This window comes from Arenimonas caeni (assembly GCF_003024235.1).
Classification (GTDB): Bacteria; Pseudomonadota; Gammaproteobacteria; order Xanthomonadales; family Xanthomonadaceae; genus Arenimonas; species Arenimonas caeni.
On the sequence record NZ_KZ679087.1, the window covers coordinates 89,732 to 105,709 of the forward strand.

The 15,978-nt window shown below is 70.4% G+C and carries 16 protein-coding genes; 1 reads left to right on the forward strand and 15 read right to left on the reverse strand.

All coding sequences use genetic code 11. The features are described 5' to 3' along the window. Positions 1-106 precede the first annotated feature (106 nt). The 15 genes from C6N40_RS05890 to rpsB all read right to left on the reverse strand — a co-directional run bounded on the left by C6N40_RS05890 (position 107) and on the right by rpsB (position 14,892). A complete protein-coding gene (locus C6N40_RS05890) occupies positions 107-730 on the reverse strand; it encodes a YkvA family protein (protein ID WP_106990084.1) in 624 nt (207 codons plus the stop codon). A gap of 131 nt (positions 731-861) precedes the next feature. After that, positions 862-1,452, reverse strand: coding sequence for a ribonuclease HII (rnhB, locus tag C6N40_RS05895; protein ID WP_106990085.1), 591 nt, complete (start codon positions 1,450-1,452; stop codon positions 862-864). After that, positions 1,449-2,600 carry a lipid-A-disaccharide synthase gene (gene lpxB / locus C6N40_RS05900; protein ID WP_106990086.1) on the reverse strand — a complete coding sequence of 384 codons (1,152 nt, stop codon included), beginning with the start codon at positions 2,598-2,600 and terminating at the stop codon, positions 1,449-1,451. Before lpxB ends, rnhB begins: the two co-directional genes overlap by 4 nt. Positions 2,601-2,607: 7 nt before the next feature. Continuing rightward, positions 2,608-3,378, reverse strand: coding sequence for an acyl-ACP--UDP-N-acetylglucosamine O-acyltransferase (gene lpxA, locus C6N40_RS05905; RefSeq protein WP_240183456.1), 771 nt, complete (start codon positions 3,376-3,378; stop codon positions 2,608-2,610). After that, positions 3,375-3,839: a 3-hydroxyacyl-ACP dehydratase FabZ gene (gene fabZ, locus C6N40_RS05910; protein ID WP_106990088.1), complete on the reverse strand. Its 465-nt coding sequence runs from the start codon at positions 3,837-3,839 to the stop codon at positions 3,375-3,377. Before fabZ ends, lpxA begins: the two co-directional genes overlap by 4 nt. Before the next feature lie 18 nt (positions 3,840-3,857). Continuing rightward, complete coding sequence (lpxD, locus tag C6N40_RS05915; protein ID WP_106990089.1) at positions 3,858-4,880, reverse strand: UDP-3-O-(3-hydroxymyristoyl)glucosamine N-acyltransferase; 1,023 nt, start codon at positions 4,878-4,880, stop codon at positions 3,858-3,860. Positions 4,881-4,889: 9 nt separating this feature from the next. Then, positions 4,890-7,391, reverse strand: coding sequence for an outer membrane protein assembly factor BamA (gene bamA, locus C6N40_RS05920; RefSeq protein WP_106990228.1), 2,502 nt, complete (start codon positions 7,389-7,391; stop codon positions 4,890-4,892). A 47-nt stretch (positions 7,392-7,438) separates the two neighbouring features. Further along, positions 7,439-8,773: an RIP metalloprotease RseP gene (gene rseP, locus C6N40_RS05925; protein ID WP_106990090.1), complete on the reverse strand. Its 1,335-nt coding sequence runs from the start codon at positions 8,771-8,773 to the stop codon at positions 7,439-7,441. Continuing rightward, positions 8,770-9,954 (reverse strand): 1-deoxy-D-xylulose-5-phosphate reductoisomerase, encoded by a 1,185-nt coding sequence (locus C6N40_RS05930; protein WP_106990091.1) that lies wholly within the window; start codon positions 9,952-9,954, stop codon positions 8,770-8,772. The genes rseP and C6N40_RS05930 overlap by 4 nt, the downstream gene beginning before the upstream one ends. Further along, complete coding sequence (locus C6N40_RS05935; RefSeq protein WP_205208555.1) at positions 9,939-10,766, reverse strand: phosphatidate cytidylyltransferase; 828 nt, start codon at positions 10,764-10,766, stop codon at positions 9,939-9,941. Before C6N40_RS05935 ends, C6N40_RS05930 begins: the two co-directional genes overlap by 16 nt. Further along, complete coding sequence (uppS, locus tag C6N40_RS05940) at positions 10,763-11,509, reverse strand: polyprenyl diphosphate synthase (protein ID WP_106990092.1); 747 nt, start codon at positions 11,507-11,509, stop codon at positions 10,763-10,765. The genes C6N40_RS05935 and uppS overlap by 4 nt, the downstream gene beginning before the upstream one ends. A 14-nt stretch (positions 11,510-11,523) precedes the next feature. Further along, complete coding sequence (frr, locus tag C6N40_RS05945; protein ID WP_106990093.1) at positions 11,524-12,081, reverse strand: ribosome recycling factor; 558 nt, start codon at positions 12,079-12,081, stop codon at positions 11,524-11,526. A gap of 69 nt (positions 12,082-12,150) precedes the next feature. Next, complete coding sequence (pyrH, locus tag C6N40_RS05950) at positions 12,151-12,876, reverse strand: UMP kinase (RefSeq protein WP_106990094.1); 726 nt, start codon at positions 12,874-12,876, stop codon at positions 12,151-12,153. A gap of 233 nt (positions 12,877-13,109) precedes the next feature. Further along, entirely contained in the window at positions 13,110-13,985 is an 876-nt protein-coding gene (gene tsf, locus C6N40_RS05955; RefSeq protein ID WP_106990095.1) for a translation elongation factor Ts, read from the reverse strand. 97 nt (positions 13,986-14,082) lie between these two features. Then, positions 14,083-14,892 (reverse strand): 30S ribosomal protein S2, encoded by an 810-nt coding sequence (gene rpsB / locus C6N40_RS05960; protein WP_106990096.1) that lies wholly within the window; start codon positions 14,890-14,892, stop codon positions 14,083-14,085. Between the two features lie 263 nt (positions 14,893-15,155). On the opposite strand from rpsB, the gene map reads away from it, so the two are divergent. Beyond that, the gene (gene map, locus C6N40_RS05965) at positions 15,156-15,932 is read left to right on the forward strand and encodes a type I methionyl aminopeptidase (protein WP_106990097.1); all 777 of its coding nucleotides are present in this window, start codon (positions 15,156-15,158) and stop codon (positions 15,930-15,932) included. Positions 15,933-15,978 lie beyond the last annotated feature (46 nt).

Consider the following 15,978-nt stretch of genomic DNA (forward strand, 5'->3'; position numbering starts at 1 on the left):
CTGTCCTGATGCGCCACCATGGTGGACGGTTGCAGGCGTGCGGTCGCGTTCCGGAAGTCGCCGTGACCTTCGGCCCAATTCAGGATCCCGACAGCTTCCCGCCGCCTCACACCACGCGCAGGCCACCCTCGAGCGGTCCGTAGTCGACGTAGTGCTGGTGCCGCACGCGATGCAGCTGCTCCCAGAGCGCGCCCTCCTCGAGCCGCGTGCGCAGCCAGTCCTCGCGGCGCGGATGGCCGCCGAAGCCCGCGCCGGACTCCTCGCGGAAACGCTGGAAGTCGCGGTAGTCCTCGAGTTCCTCGGCCACCATCGGCCAGGCCAGTTCGACCAGCAGGGCATCGTCGAGCCGGCCGATGCGCGGCACGTCGTCGGGGATCAGGTCGCGTTCGCGATCGACGTAGGCGACGAGCCGGCGGATGCGCTTGCCCAGCGCCGGTTCGATCGCCCAGTCGGGGTCGGCGGCCATCGCCTGCAGCTCGGCCAGGCGTCCCAGCCGCGCCTGCAGCAGGGCGTCGGCCTGCGGCTGGGGCAGGGACTGCAGCCACTGCGCCACGCTGGCCACGGCGTCGTGGTCGAGGTGCGGGGCATCGGGATGCAGTTCGTGCAGCAGGTCGTTGAATTCCGCGATCGCCGTCGCGTCCAGGGGCACCGGTGCTTCGACCGGGCCCGGCAGCGGCGCGCGGGGCAGCGGCAGGGGCGTGCCTGCCGGAAGGGGAGGGTCGTGTCGCATGGCAGTCCTCGCAGCCGGCCGGTGGGGGGCGCGGTGCGCGGCTGGTCGGCGGGGGCCGCGGGCCGCCGCATCCGCCGGGATGCAGGCTAAGGTCTACGCCCGCCGAGGGGGCCTGTCCAGTGCCGGCCCGTTCAGTCGAGCAGCGAGGGTGCCAGCAGCGCGCGCACCGGCGCGAAGCTGCGGCGGTGCTCGGCGCAGGGGCCGAGCCGGCGCAGCGCCTCGAGGTGCTCGGGCGTGGGGTAGCCCTTGTGCAGGGCGAAGCCGTAGCCGGGGAAGCGCTGGTCGAGCGCGCGCATGTGCTCGTCGCGCGCCACCTTGGCGAGGATGGAGGCGGCCATGATTGCCGGCTCGCGCGCGTCGCCCTTCACCAGGGCCTGCGCCGGGCAGGGCAGGTCGCGCGGCAGGCGGTTGCCGTCCACCAGCGCCGAGCGCGGCGCCGGGCGCAGTGCGCGCAGGGCGCGCGACATGCCGGCCAGCGTGGCCTGCAGGATGTTGATGCGGTCGATCTCGGCCGGGTGCACCCACTCCAGGTGCCAGGCCAGCGCGTACTCGCGCACCAGCGGCGCCAGCGCTTCGCGCCGGGCCTCGGACAGGGCCTTGGAATCACCCAGGCCGGCGATCGGGCGCGTCGGGTCGAGGATGACCGCGGCAACCGCCACCGGGCCGGCCAGTGGGCCGCGCCCGGCCTCGTCGACGCCGGCGACCAGGTCGGTGGGGTTCACCTGGCAAGCAGGCCGGCGACGGCCTCGGCAGCGGCCTTCGAGGCATCGCCGCGCAGCTTGGCGTGGATGTGTTCGTAGCGCGGCAGCAGGGCGGCGCGCGCCTCCGGGTCGCGGAACCAGGTCATCACCGCGCCGGCCAGGTTCTCCGGCGTGCAGTCGCGCTGCATCAGCTCGGGTACGATCGGTTCGTTGGCCAGTACGTTCGGCAGGCTGTAGCGGCTGGTGCGCATCATGCCCAGCGACATCACCAGCCGGTAGGTGAGCGCCGAGATGCGGTAGCCCACCACCATCGGCCGCTTGGCCAGCATGGCTTCGAGCGCCGCCGTGCCCGAGGCCAGCATCACCACGTCGGCCGCGACCATCACGTCGTGGGCCTGGCCGTCGAAGATGGCCACGTTGGCCAGCTGCGAGCCGTCCAGGCCTTTCTCGATGGCCGCGCGGCAGGCCGGGTCGGCGGCCGGCACGGCCACCACCAGGCCCGGCACCTGCAGCGTGAGCAGCTTCGTGGCCTCGATGAAGACCGGCCAGAGCCGGCGGATTTCGCCCAGGCGGCTGCCGGGCAGTACCGCCAGCACCGGCGCATCCGCCGGCAGGCCCAGGCGCGCGCGCGCGGCGGCGCGGTCCGGTTGGGCCGGGAAGGCGTCGGCCAGCGGGTGGCCGACGAAGCGCGCGTCGACGCCGTGGCGCTGGTAGATCGGTGGCTCCATCGGGAACAGGCAGAGCACCAGGTCGGCGCTGCGGCCGATCTTCGCCGCGCGGCCCTCGCGCCAGGCCCAGACCGAGGGGCTGACGTAGTGCACGGTGCGCAGGCCCGCCTGCTTGAGCCGGCGCTCGAGGCCGAGGTTGAAGTCCGGGGCGTCGATGCCGATGAAGACGTCGGGCTTCCAGTCCAGCAGGCGGCGACACAGGTTGCGGCGCAGGCGCAGCAGGCGCGGCAGGTGGCGCAGCACCTCGGCCAGCCCCATCACCGCCAGCTCGCCGCTGTCGTGCCAGGCGTCGAAACCCTCGGCCCGCATGCGCGGGCCGCCGATGCCGGCGAACGTGGCGCCGGGGAAGCGCTGCTTCAGTTCGGCTACCAGGCCCGCCCCGAGCAGGTCGCCCGAGGCCTCGCCGGCCACCAGCGCGATGCGCGGGGCGCGGCCGTCCATGCCCGGCTCAGCGCAGCAGGCCGCGCGCGCTGTGCTCGATGAAATCGAGCATCAGCCGCACGTCCTGCGATTCGTCGGCACCCGTGGCGAGCTGCTCGCGCACCTCGGCCAGCGGTTTGCCCGACAGGTACAGCGCCCGGTAGGCGCGCTTGATCGCGGCGATGCGGGTGGCATCGAAGCCGCGGCGCTTGAGGCCCTCGCTGTTGATGCCGCGCGGGGCCGCGTACTTGTCGGCCACCATCACGAAGGGCGGCACGTCGGCGTTGACCAGGCTGCCCATGCCTACGAAGGCATGCGCGCCGATCTTGCAGAACTGGTGGATGCCGGCGAATCCGCCGAGGATCGCCCAGTCGCCCAGCTCGGCGTGGCCGGCGAGTGTGGCGTTGTTGGCAAGGATGCAGTGGTCGCCGACGATGCAGTCGTGGGCGATGTGCACGTAGGCCATGATCCAGTTGTGGTTGCCGATGCGGGTGGCGCCGCCACCGTCGCCGGTGCCGCGGCTGATGGTGGTGAACTCGAAGAAGGTGTTGCCGTCGCCCACCACCAGTTCGGTGCGTTCGCCGGCGAACTTCTTGTCCTGCGGGTCGTTGCCGAGCGTGGCGTGGGCGTGCACCACGTTGTCCCGGCCCAGCCGGGTCGGGCCGGTGATGACCACGTGCGGGCCGATGCGGCAGCCGTCGCCGATCTCGACGTCGGCGCCGATGATCGCGTAGGGCCCGACCTGCACCCCGTCGCCGAGGCGGGCGCCCGGGTCCACCAGGGCCGTGGGGTGGATCACTCCTTGCCCTCGGCGCACAGGATCTCGGCGCTGGCGACCACCTGGCCGTTGACGCGCGCAGCGCATTCGTACAGGGCCATGTTGCGGATGAGCCGCTTGACCTTGACCTCGATGTCGAGCTGGTCGCCCGGCACCACCATGCGGTTGAAGCGGGCGTTGTCCACCTTCACCAGATAGAACAGCTTGCCCTCGCTGAGCTGGTCGCGCGGCAGCGAGAGCTGGGTGAGCAGGCCGCCGGCCTGGGCCATGGCCTCGATGACGAGCACACCGGGCATCACCGGGCGGCCGGGGAAGTGGCCCTGGAAGAACGGCTCGTTGAAGGTGACGTTCTTGATGGCGCGGATGCGCTGGCCGGCCTCGAGCTCGACCACGCGGTCCACCAGCAGGAACGGATAACGGTGCGGCAGCAGGTGCAGGATGCAGGCGACATCCACGGGCAACTTGATGGCGTCTTGGCTCATCCTGGGTCTTCCTCGGGTTCAGTCTTTGTCGGGGGCGCCCATTCTACGCACCAGCCCGTCCAATTGCCGGAAACGCGCCGCGTTCCGGCGCCAGCGCCGGCTTTCCTGCACCGTCATGGCCGACGAGTATTCGCCGGGCTCGGTGATCGAGGCCGTCACCAAGCTCATGGCGGTGATGGTGGCCTTGTCGCAGATCGACAGGTGGCCGGCGATGCCGGCGCCGCCGCCGACCAGGCAGTAGCGGCCGATCCGCGCCGAACCGGCCACCGCAACGCAGCCGGCCATGGCCGTGTGCGCGCCGATGCGGACGTTGTGGCCGACCTGCACGAGGTTGTCCAGGCGCACGTCCTGTTCGAGCACGGTGTCCTCGATGGCGCCGCGGTCGATGCAGGTGTTGGCGCCGATCTCGCAGTCGTCGCCGACCACCACGCCGCCCAGCTGCGGCACCTTGACCCAGTTCCCCGCGTCCATGGCCAGGCCGAAGCCCTCGGCGCCGAGCACGGCGCCCGGGTGGATGCGCACGCGCGCGCCCAGGCGCACCCGCGTCACCAGGGTGACGCGGCCGAGCAGCTCGCAGCCCGGGCCGACGTGGTTGTCCTCGCCGACATGGCAGCCCGGGCCGAGGATGGCGCCGGCCGCGACGTGGCTGCGGGCACCGACGTAGCAGAACGGACCGACCTGGGCGCCCGGGTCGACCACGGCGTCGGGTTCGACGACCGCGGAAGGATGGATGCCCGGCGCCGCCACCGGCGGCGGGTCGAACAGTGCGGCGATGCGCGCGAAGGCCACGTAGGGCGACTTCGCGACCAGGCAGGGAACGGGGCAGTCTGCGGCGTCGGCTTCGGCCAGCACCACCGCCGAGGCGGCAGTGCCGGCCAGTTCGCGGCGGTAGCGCGGATTGGCCAGGAAGGCCAGCCGGCCGGGCGTGGCGCCGGCGAGGGTGGCGACGCCGGTGATCCGGACGTCGCCCTTACCCTGCAGCCGCAGGCCGAAGCGCTCCGCCAGTTCGGCAAGGCTTGGTGCCGGGGCGGAAGCCGACATCGCCGTGGCTCAGAAGCTGCCGCCGAAGGTGAACTGCAGGCGCTCGATCTGGTCGGAACGCTCGCGCTGGAGCGGCAGGGCATAGCTGATCTGGATCGGACCCATCGGCGACTGCCACTGCAGCGCAAGGCCGGTGGAGATGCGCAGCGTCTTGGCCTCCCAGTCGTCGAAGCCCAGGTACACGTTGCCGTAGTCGATGAAGGCCGACAGGCGCGTGCCGCGCGATTCGAACAGGCCGGGGAAGAAGAACTCGAAGGTGCCCGCGGTCTTGAGCGAACCACCCAGCGGCTGGCGGAAGCCGTCGCCGGTGAACTGGTAGCTCGGGCCGACCGTGTTGACCTCGAAGCCGCGCACCGAGCTGGGGCCGCCCGCGTAGTAGTTGCGGAAGAAGGGCAGGCCGCAGTCGTTGCTGGCGATGATGATGTCGCCTTCGTTGTCGAAGGTCGGGCAGGTGGCCTTGGCAGTGTCGCCGTAGGCGTCGCCGTAGCCCAGCTCGGCGCCGATCTTCAACACCATCCAGCTGGTGAGCGGCATGTAGTGTTCGAAGTTGTAGCCGATGCGGTAGTACTCGAGGTCGCTGCCCGGCAGTACGAACTCGCCGTTGATGCGGTGGTAGGTGCCGCGCGTCGGCATCAGGAAGTCGTTGCGCGAGTCGCGCACCCAGCCGGCCTGCAGGCGCCAGGCGTTGATGTTCCAGCGTCGCGAGAGACCGTAGTTCAGCGGGTCGGTGGTGGACGGGTCGTTGTCGTCGTTGTCGATCGGGGTTTCCGGATCGTTGTCGTCGTCGAAATGGAAGGCCGGGCCGCGCTGGCGGTCGCCCATGGTGGCCACCAGGTACTGGATCAGCGGTTCGGGCGTGAAGCCGTCCTGGGTGGTGATGCCGTTCCGGTCGATGCCGAGCGAGAACTGCACCGAGTCGGTCTCGGTGAGCGGCAGGCCGACCAGCACCTCGCCGGACGCGACCTCGTTGTTGTACTGGGCGAGGTTGGCGTCGCGACGCGAGTAGTTGAAGTCGCTGTAGGCCAGGTTGTAGCCGACGCTGACGCCGCTGTCGGTGAAGTAGGGGTCGGTGAATCCGAACGTGTACTGCTTGGAGAACGTGTTGTTTTGCACGGCCACCGCGACGCGGTTGCCGGTGCCCAGGAAGTTGTTCTGCACCAGCTGCAGGCTGGTGATCAGTCCGTAGGTCTGCTGGTAGCCCAGGCCGAAGGTGAACTGGCCCGAGTTGCGTTCCTTGACGTTGACCACGACGTCGACCTGGTCGGGCGCGCCGGCGACCTCGGGGGTCTCGATGTCGACGGTTTCGAAGAAGCCCAGTCGCTGCAGGCGGATCTTCGAGCGGTCGATCGCTGCCTGCGAGAACCAGGCGCCCTCGAACTGGCGCATCTCGCGGCGCAGCACCTCGTCGGCGGTGCCGGTGTTGCCCTTGAAGACGATGCGGCGGACCTGCACGCGCGGGCCCGGCTCGACGAAGAAGTTCAGGCCGACCACGCGGTTCTCGCGGTCGATGTCCGGGATGGCGTTGACCTGGGCGAAGGCGAAGCCGATGTTGCCCAGCGTGGCGATCATCGCGTCGGTGGTCATCTCGACGCGGGCGCGCGAGAAGGTGCTGCCTTCGGCGAGGAAGACCAGCTTCTCCATCTCCTCGACCGGCAGCACGGTGTCGCCGGTGACCTTGACCGTGCCGACCGTGTAGACCTCGCCCTCGGCGACGTTGGCGGTGACGAAGATGTCGCGCTTGTCGGGGCTGATCGCGACCTGGGTGGACTCGACGTTGAAGTCGACGTAACCGCGGTCGAGGTAGTAGTTGTTGAGCTTTTCCAGGTCGCCCGAGAGCTTCTCGCGCGAGTACTGGTCGTCGCGGCGGTACCACGACAGCCAGTTGCTGGTGTCCGATTCCCAGGTCTTGCGCAGGTCCTCGTCCAGGTAGGTCTCGTTGCCGACGATGTTGATGTCGCGGATGCGCGCCGCCTTGCCTTCGGCCACCACGATGGTGATGTCGACGCGGTTGCGGTCGAGGTCGCGGATCGACGGCGTGATCGAGACGTTGTACTTGCCGCGGTTGTTGTACTGGCGGGTCAGTTCCTGGGTGACGCGGTCGAGGTTGAGCGGGTTGAAGGTCTCGCCCTCGGCCAGGCCGATGCTGCGCAGGCCGACCAGCAGGTCCTCGGTCTTGACGTCCTTGTTGCCGGTCAGGGTGATCGAGTTGATCGCCGGGCGTTCGGTGACCACGACCACCAGGATGTCGCCCTGGCGCTCAAGCCGCACGTCGCTGAAGAAGCCGGTGCGGAACAGGGCACGGATGGCGTCGCCGGAGCGGCTGCGGTCGAGCAGGTCGCCGCGCTCGACCGGGAGGTAGGTGAACACCGTGCCCGCCGAGATGCGCTGCAGGCCCTCGACGCGGATGTCGGCGACCTGGAATGCCTCGTAGTTCTGGGCGTGGGCGGGGCCGGCGAGGGCGGCGGCGAGCGCTATGCTCAGGAGGCAGCGGCGGACATTGGGTCGCGTCATCATCAATCCGTGGAAACCGGGCGGAAACGCCCGCAAAGGGTGGGAGCTCAGGAGCCGAGCCGGAGAATGTCGTTGTAGAAAGCCAATCCCATCAGTCCGGCGAGCAGCGCCAGCCCGATGTATTGGCCCGCCACGAGACCACGCTCGCCGACCGGGCTGCCCTTGACCAATTCGATAAGGTAATACAGCAGGTGCCCACCATCCAAGACGGGGATGGGCAGCAGGTTCATGATGAACAGGCTCAGGGAGAGCACGGCGAGGAAATTGAGGAACCAGGCCGGGCCCAGGCTGGCGCTGCCGTTGGCGACCCGGGCGATGGTGATCGGGCCGGAAATATTCTTCAGCGAAGCCTCGCCGGTGACCATGCGCCAGAGCATGCCCACCACGTCCGAGGTCATCTGGCGGGTCTCGGACAGGGCGGCCGGCAAGGCCTGCAGCGGGTTGAAGCGCAGCAGCGCGTCCTGCTCGACCGGCGCGGCGCCGATGCCCAGCTGCCAGGCCGGGCGGCCGTCGCGCTCGACCTGGCGCGGCTCGACCGCCACCGACTGCAGGCGGCCGTCGCGCTCGATCGCGATGGTCAGCTCGCGCCCCGGCCCGGCCAGTTCCTGCAGCAGCGGGCCGATCCGGTCGAAGCTGTGCACCGGCCGGCCGGCGATCGAGACGATGCGGTCGCCGCTGCGCAGTCGGCCCTCGGCCGCCGAGCCCGGCGCGACCTCGCCGACCACCGGCGGCCAGACCGGCCGCAGGCCGATGCTGGTGAAGGGCTGCTCCTCGTCCAGGGCCAGGCCCGGGCGATCGAGCGGCAGCACGCGCACGACTTCGGCGCCGCTGGCGTCGCGCACCCGCACCGGGGTGGGCTCGCGGTCGATGACGGCCTTGGTCAGGGCGATGCCGGCCTCGGTCCAGGTGCGGACCTGGCGGCCGTCGATGTCGACCAGGCGGTCGCCGGGCGCGAAGCCGGCCTCGGCGGCGACGCCCTCGGCGCTGCCGATGTCGGGCTGGAAGTCGGGCTTGCCGACCACGAACATCAGCCACAGCAGGCCGACGCAGAGCACGAGGTTGGCCAGCGGGCCGGCGGCGACGATGGCGATGCGCTGCCAGACCGTCTTGGCGTTGAAGCTTTCGTGGCGCTCGTGCGGGGCGACTTCCACCTCGCGTTCGTCGAGCATCTTCACGTAGCCGCCCAGGGGGATCCAGGCCACCACGTATTCGGTGCCGTCCTTGCCCAGGCGCTTCCAGAGCGGCTTGCCGAAGCCCACCGAGAAGCGCAGCACGCGCACGCCGCAGCGGCGGGCCACCCAGTAATGGCCGAACTCGTGGAAGGTGACCAGCAGGCCGAGGCTGACGATGAGCCACCAGACCGAGCCGAAGAATTCGTTCATCGCCTCTCCATTCCCGCCATCAGTTGCCCGGCCCGGCGCCGGGTATCGGCGTCCACTTCGAGCAAGTGTCCCAGACTGTCGGCCGGGCCGCCCGCGTGGGCGTCGAGGCAGGCCTGGATCAGGACCGGGATGTCCAGAAAGCCCAGACGCCCCTGAAGGAAGCCTGAAACCGCCACTTCGTTGGCGGCGTTGAGCGCGGCCGGCGCGCTGCCGCCGGCGGCCATGGCCCGGTAGGCCAGGCCGAGGCAGGGGAAGGCGTCGAGGTCGGGCTTCTCGAAGTCGAAGCGTGCCAGCGCCGGCAGGTCCAGCGGCGCCACGCCCGAGTCGATGCGCTCGGGCCAGGCCAGGCCGTGCGCGAGCGCGGTGCGCATGTCGGGGTTGCCCAGCTGGGCCAGCACCGAACCATCGATGTAGTCCACCAGCGAGTGGATGACCGACTGCGGGTGCACCACCACCTCGATGCGCTCGGGCGGCAGGCCGAACAGGTGCCGGGCCTCGATGACCTCCAGGCCCTTGTTCATCAGCGTGGCCGAATCGACCGAAATCTTGGGGCCCATCGACCAGTTCGGGTGGGCGCAGGCCTGGGCCGGCGTGACCGCGGCCAGGTCCTCGCGGCGGCGGCCGCGGAAGGGCCCGCCCGAGGCGGTCAGCAGCAGCCGGCGCACGCCCTGGCGGCCGCCGTCGGCCGGCAGGCACTGGAAGATGGCGTTGTGTTCGCTGTCGACCGGCAGCAGGGTGGCGCCGCCTTCGCGGGCGGCCTGCAGGAGCAGGTCGCCGGCCAGGACCACCGATTCTTTGTTGGCCAGCAGGATGCGCTTGCCGGCGCGGGCCGCGGCCAGGGTGGAGGCCATGCCGGCGGCGCCGACGATGGCGGCCACGACGGTGTCGTTGGCCGGGTCGGCGGCCACTTCCTCGAGCGCGGCGGCGCCGGCCAGGGCGCGCGTGGCCAGGCCGCGGGCAGCCAGGCCCTCGCGCAGGGCCGGCCAGGCGGTTTCGTCGGCCACCACGGCGGCGTCGGGGCGGAAGCTTTCGCACAGGGCCAGCAGTTCCTCGACGCGGCCGTTGGCGGTGAGCGCGCCGATGCGGAAGCGCCCGGGATGGCGGGCGACCACGTCCAGGGTGGAGCCGCCGATCGAACCCGTGGCCCCCAGCAGCGCGAGGGTCCTCAGAGGCCCAGCCATGCCTTGCCCACCACGAACACCGGCAGCGCCGCGAGGATGCTGTCGAGCCGGTCCATCATGCCGCCGTGTCCCGGGAACAGGTCGCCCGAGTCCTTCACGCCCGAATGCCGCTTCATCAGGCTTTCGAACAGGTCGCCGACCACCGAGGCGCCGGCCACCACCAGGGTCACCAGTACCAGCGCCGGTAGCTGGCTCCAGCCCAGGCCCAGCAGGGGCAGGGCGGGCACGGCCAGCAGCGCGGTGGCGGCCAGGCCGCCGTAGACGCCTTCCCAGGTCTTGCCCGGGCTGATCGAGGGCGCCAGCTTGTTGCGGCCCCACTTGGAACCGGCGAAATAGGCGCCGCTGTCGGCGGCCCAGACGATGGCCAGCGCGAACAGGGTCCAGCGCGCGCCGTACGGGTCCTCGGAATGCAGCCAGCCGAGGGCGCACCAGGCCGGCAGCACGCACAGGGTCCCGGCGAGCAGCTTCATGGCGCGGTTGTGGGCATTGTCGGCGGCGCCGAAGCCGCCCTGGCGCAGCCAGGCCAGCACGACCAGCCACCACAGCGCGCCCACCAGCGACACCACCTTGAGGGTGAACAGCGCCGGCCCGGCGGCCCAGACCAGGGCCGCCATCAGCAGGGCATTGGCGGCCAGGAAGGCGGCCCGCGGCAGGGGCTCGTGGATGCCGGCGAAGCGGGTCCACTCCCACAGGCCGCCCAGCATGACCAGGGCCACCGCGGCGGCCAGCCAGGGCGTGGGCAGCAGCAGCACCGCCAGGATCGGCAGCGGCGCCAGGATCAGGGCGGTGGTGATGCGCTGGCGGCGGCTCACGTCGCGCCCCCCGCCACCTGGGCGCTGGTGAGGCCGAAGCGGCGCTCGCGGTCGGCGAAGGCCGCCATCGCGGCGTCGAGCACGCCGGTGTCGAGGTCGGGCCAGAGCGTCTCGGTGAAATACAGCTCGGTGTAGGCCAGCTGCCAGAGCAGGAAATTGCTGATGCGCAGGTCTCCGCCGGTGCGTATGAACAGGTCAGGCGCCGGCAGGCCGGCCAGGCTGATGCGGCTGCCGAGCAGTGCCTCGTCGATGGTCTCCGGATCGATCCGGCCGGCGGCGGCGTCGGCCGCCAGCGAGCGGCAGGCCTGGGTGATGTCCCAGCGGCCACCGTAGCCGGCGGCGATGGTGAGCACGAGCCGCTCGTCGGCCGGCTGCACGGCCTCGGCCTGCGCCATGCGCTCGCGGATCAACGGGGGGAAGCCGGCGCGGTCGCCGATGAAGGCCACGCGCACGCCGCGTCGGTGCAGTTCGCCGACCTCGGACTCGAGCATGCGCAGGAACAGCTTCATCAGCGCCCCGACTTCGTCCTCGGGGCGGTTCCAGTTCTCGCTGGAGAAGGCGAACAGGGTCAGCGCGCCGATGCCGCGCTCGAGGCAATAGTCGACGCAGACCTGCACGGCCTTGGCGCCGGCGCGGTGGCCGAGCGTGCGCGGACGGTTGCGGCGCTGCGCCCAGCGGCCGTTGCCGTCCATGATGACGGCGACGTGGCGGGGCAGGCGCGAAGGGGCGGGCGGGGCGGACATCCGGATGGCCGGCCTCAGACCGCCATCAGCTCCTGCTCCTTGGCCTTGACCACGTCATCGACGTCCTTGACGGCCTTGTCGGTGAGCTTCTGGATCTCGTCCTCGGAGCGACGCACGTCGTCCTCGGTGACCTGCTTGTCCTTGAGCAGTTCCTTGACCTGCTGGATGGCGTCGCGGCGCACGTTGCGGATGGCCACCTTGGCGTTCTCGCCCTCGGCGTGCACGTGCTTGGACAGCTCCTTGCGGCGCTCCTCGGTGAGCGGCGGCAGGTTGATGCGGATGACCGTGCCGGCGGTGTTCGGGGTCAGGCCCAGGTCGGAGGCCAGGATGGCCTTCTCGACGGCGGCGACCATGCCCTTCTCCCACGGGGTGATGGTGAGCGAACGGGCGTCGGAGACCGAGACCGTGGCGACCTGGGTCAGCGGCATGTCCGAACCGTAGTAGTTCACCTTCAGGTGGTCGACCAGGGCCGTGGTGGCGCGCCCGGTGCGCAGCTTGGTCAGGTCGTGGCGGAAGGCCTCGACGGACTTGTTCATGCGGTTCTGGGCGTCTTTCTTGATTTCGTTGAGCATCGCTGGCTCCGCGGGCAGGGCGGTATGAAGGGCAAGCCGGGGATTATAGGCGTTGGGGGCGGGCGCTGCTCAGCCGGCGTCGACGAGGGTGCCCAGCGGTTCGCCGCGCAGGATCCGCATCAGCGCACCGGGCTGCATCATGTCGTAGATGCGCAGCGGCACCTTGTTGTCGCGGCACAGGGCGAAGGCGGCGGTGTCCATCACCTGCAGGTTGCGGGCGATGACCTCGTCGTAGCTCAGGTGGTCGAAGCGCTTGGCGCCGGGGTTCTTCTTCGGGTCGGCGTCGTAGATGCCGTCGACCTTGGTGGCCTTGAGCAGCAGGTCGGCGCCGACTTCGCTGGCGCGCAGGGCGGCGGCCGAGTCGGTGGTGAAGAAGGGGTTGCCGGTGCCGGCGGCGAACAGGGCGATGCGGCCCTTCTCCATGTGCCGGATCGCGCGGCGCCGGATGTAGTCCTCGCAGACTTCGTTGATCTTGATGGCGCTCATCACCCGGGCGTAGCCGCCGGCCTTCTCGAGGGCGTCGGCCATGGCCAGGGCGTTGATGACGGTGGCCAGCATGCCCATGTGGTCGCCGGTGACGCGGTCCATGCCGGCCTCGGCCAGGCCGGCGCCGCGGAAGATGTTGCCGCCGCCGATCACCAGCCCGATCTCGGCGCCGGCGCGCTGGGCCTCGACGATGTCGGTGGCCATGGCCTGGATGACCTTGGGGTCGATGCCGTAGTCCTCGTTGCCCATGAGGGCTTCGCCGGAGAGTTTGAGCAGGATGCGGCGGTACTTCAGGGGCTGGGCGCTCATGGGGCTCTCCGGTGGCGGGCAAACAGCGGAATTCTAGCCGATCCGCGGCCACCCCGGCGGCCCTTTCGGCCGGGCTGCCTGGCGGCGCCACTGCGGTGGTCACCCGGCCGGAAGGGTCAACGCGAGCAAAAACTTCGCGCCTGAAGTCGCTCCTACAGGGGGGGGCGGAGGCTGGAATGAAGAAGGGCCGCGGATTGCGCCGCGGCCCTTCGGGTATTGCGTGGAGCGGGAGGTCAGACCGCCATCGCCTTCATCACTTCGGCGGCGTAGTCCTCGACCACCTTCTCAATGCCCTCGCCGACGGCCAGGCGCTGGAACTGCACCACGTCGGCGCCGGCGGCCTTGACCGCCTGCTCGACCGTCTGGTCGGTGTTGAGCACGTACGGCTGGCCGTACAGGGTGACCTCGTTGACGATCTTGGCGACCTTGCCGGCCATGATCTTCTCGAGGATCTCGGCGGGCTTGGACTTGTCCTTGTCGGACATCTTGGCCAGCTCGATTTCCTTTTCCTTGGCCACGAACTCGGCCGGCACGTCGGCGGCCTTGTTGTAGGGCGGGTTCATCGCCGCCACGTGCATCGCGATGCCGCGGGCCAGCTCGGCGTCGCCGCCCTTGAGCTCGACCAGCACGCCGATGCGGCCGCCGTGGATGTAGGCAGCGACGTGATTGCCGCTCTCGACCCGGGCCAGGCGACGGACCTGCACGTTCTCGCCGACCTTGGCGATGACGGCGGCGCGGGCTTCCTCGACGGTGTCGCCCGAGGCGATCTTCGCGGCCTTCAGGGCCTCGATGTCGGCGGCGCCGGAGGCCAGGGCGGCCTGGGCGACGGCATCGGTGAAGGCGACGAAGTTGTCGTCCTTGGCCACGAAGTCGGTCTCGGAGTTGATCTCGACCAGCACGGCCTTGCCGCCGTCCTGGGCGGCCACGATGCGGCCTTCGGCGGCCACGCGGCCGGCCTTCTTGTCGGCCTTGGCCAGGCCCGACTTGCGCAGGGCTTCAGCGGCGGCGTCGATGTCGCCGTTGGTCTCGGCCAGGGCCTTCTTGCACTCCATCATGCCGGCGCCGGTGCGCTCGCGCAGTTCCTTGACCAGGGAGGCGGTGATTTCCATGGGGGTCTCCAGATTCAATGGGTGGCCCACCGGCAGGATGCCGACGGGCACGAACAGGTGCCGCGGCGCCGGGAGGCGCCGCGGCGGGCAGCCGCGCTTACTTGGCGGCGCGGGGGGCGCGCGGCGCGCGGGCGCGCGGGGCGGCCTTCTTCTCTTCCTTGGCGACCGGGTTGCCCTCGGCGTCGAGCTCGACGAAGTCGTCGGCGGCCACGTGGGCCTGCGGCGAGGCGGCCTTGCCCTCGAGCACGGCGTCGGCGGCGGCGCGCACGTACAGCTGCACGGCGCGGATGGCGTCGTCGTTGCCCGGGATGGCGTAGTCGACCAGGTTCGGGTCGTAGTTGGTGTCGACCACGGCGATCACCGGGATGCCGAGCTTCTTGGCTTCCTGCACGGCGATGTTCTCGTGGCCGATGTCGATCACGAACAGGGCGTCCGGCAGGCGGCCCATGTCCTTGATGCCGCCCAGCGAGGCTTCCAGCTTGTCACGCTCGCGGCGCAGGCCCAGCACTTCGTGCTTGACCAGCTTCTCGAAGGTGCCGTCGGTCTCGGCGGCCTCGAGCTCCTTCAGGCGGGCAACCGACTTCTTGACGGTGGCGTAGTTGGTCAGGGTGCCGCCCAGCCAGCGCATGCTCATGTACGGCATGCCGCAGCGCACGGCCTCTTCCTTGATGGCTTCGCGGGCCGAACGCTTGGTGCCGACGAACAGGATGGTGCCGCGCTTCTGGGCGATGCCCGAGATGAAGTTCATGGCGTCCTGGAACAGCGGCAGGGTCTTTTCCAGGTTGATGATGTGGATCTTGCCGCGGGCGCCGAAGATGTACGGGCCCATCTTGGGGTTCCAGTAGCGGGTCTGGTGGCCGAAGTGAACGCCGGCTTCCAGCATCTGGCGCATGGTGACCTGGGACATGGTGTTTCCTTTGCGAACGGGAGCCGGCCGCGCTCTGGCGGCATCGAAGCTCCGGGGTTGGGCCTCCGCCAGGCCGCCGCCTCGAACCTCGAAACCATGGTCTGACCGTGGTTCCGGGGCACCCCGGGGCGGGGGATTGCCTGGCGTGTGAATTCGCCGGTGACGCCCGGCGTGGGCGGTCGGAGGGCCGGCAAGCCGGTTTTCCGAGCTGCGGGATTATAGCCGGCTGGCCCAAGTGGCCGCAACTGTTGGATAATCCGGCCATGCATATCAGCCTCAAGAGTCCCGAAGACATCGAGCGCATGCGCGTGGCCGGCCGCCTGGCCGCCGAAGTGCTGCAGGTGGTGGCCCCGCACGTGAAGCCCGGCGTCACCACCGCCGAGCTCGACCGCATCTGCCACGACCACATCGTCAACGTCCAGGGCGCCATCCCGGCCAACGTCGGCTACAAGGGTTTCCCGGCGACGGTCTGCACCTCGGTCAACAACGTCATCTGCCACGGCATCCCGAGCGAAGCGAAGGTCCTCAAGGATGGCGACATCATCAACATCGACGTCACCGTCATCAAGGACGGCTGGCACGGCGACACCAGCCGGATGTACCTCGTGGGCGAGCCCAACGTGCTGGCCCGGCGCCTGGTCGACGTGACCCGCGAGGCCATGTTCCGCGGCATCCGTGCCGTGCGCCCGGGCGCCACGCTGGGCGACATCGGCCACGCCATCCAGCAGTACGCCGAGTCCGAGCGCTTCTCGGTGGTGCGCGAGTACTGCGGCCACGGCATCGGCAAGATCTACCACGAAGACCCGCAGGTGCTGCATTACGGCCAGCCGGGCACGGGCGTGGTGCTCAAGAAGGGCATGACCTTCACGATCGAGCCGATGATCAACGCCGGCAGCCGCCAGACCAAGCTGCTGGGCGACGGCTGGACCGTGGTCACCCGCGACAAGTCGCTGTCGGCGCAGTGGGAGCACACGGTGGCGGTGACCGACGACGGCGTCGAGATCCTCACCCGGCTGCCCGGCGACGACAACGACCTGTGACCGGGGCCGGCCCGTGAGCGCCGCCCCCGACACCCCCCAAGCCGAC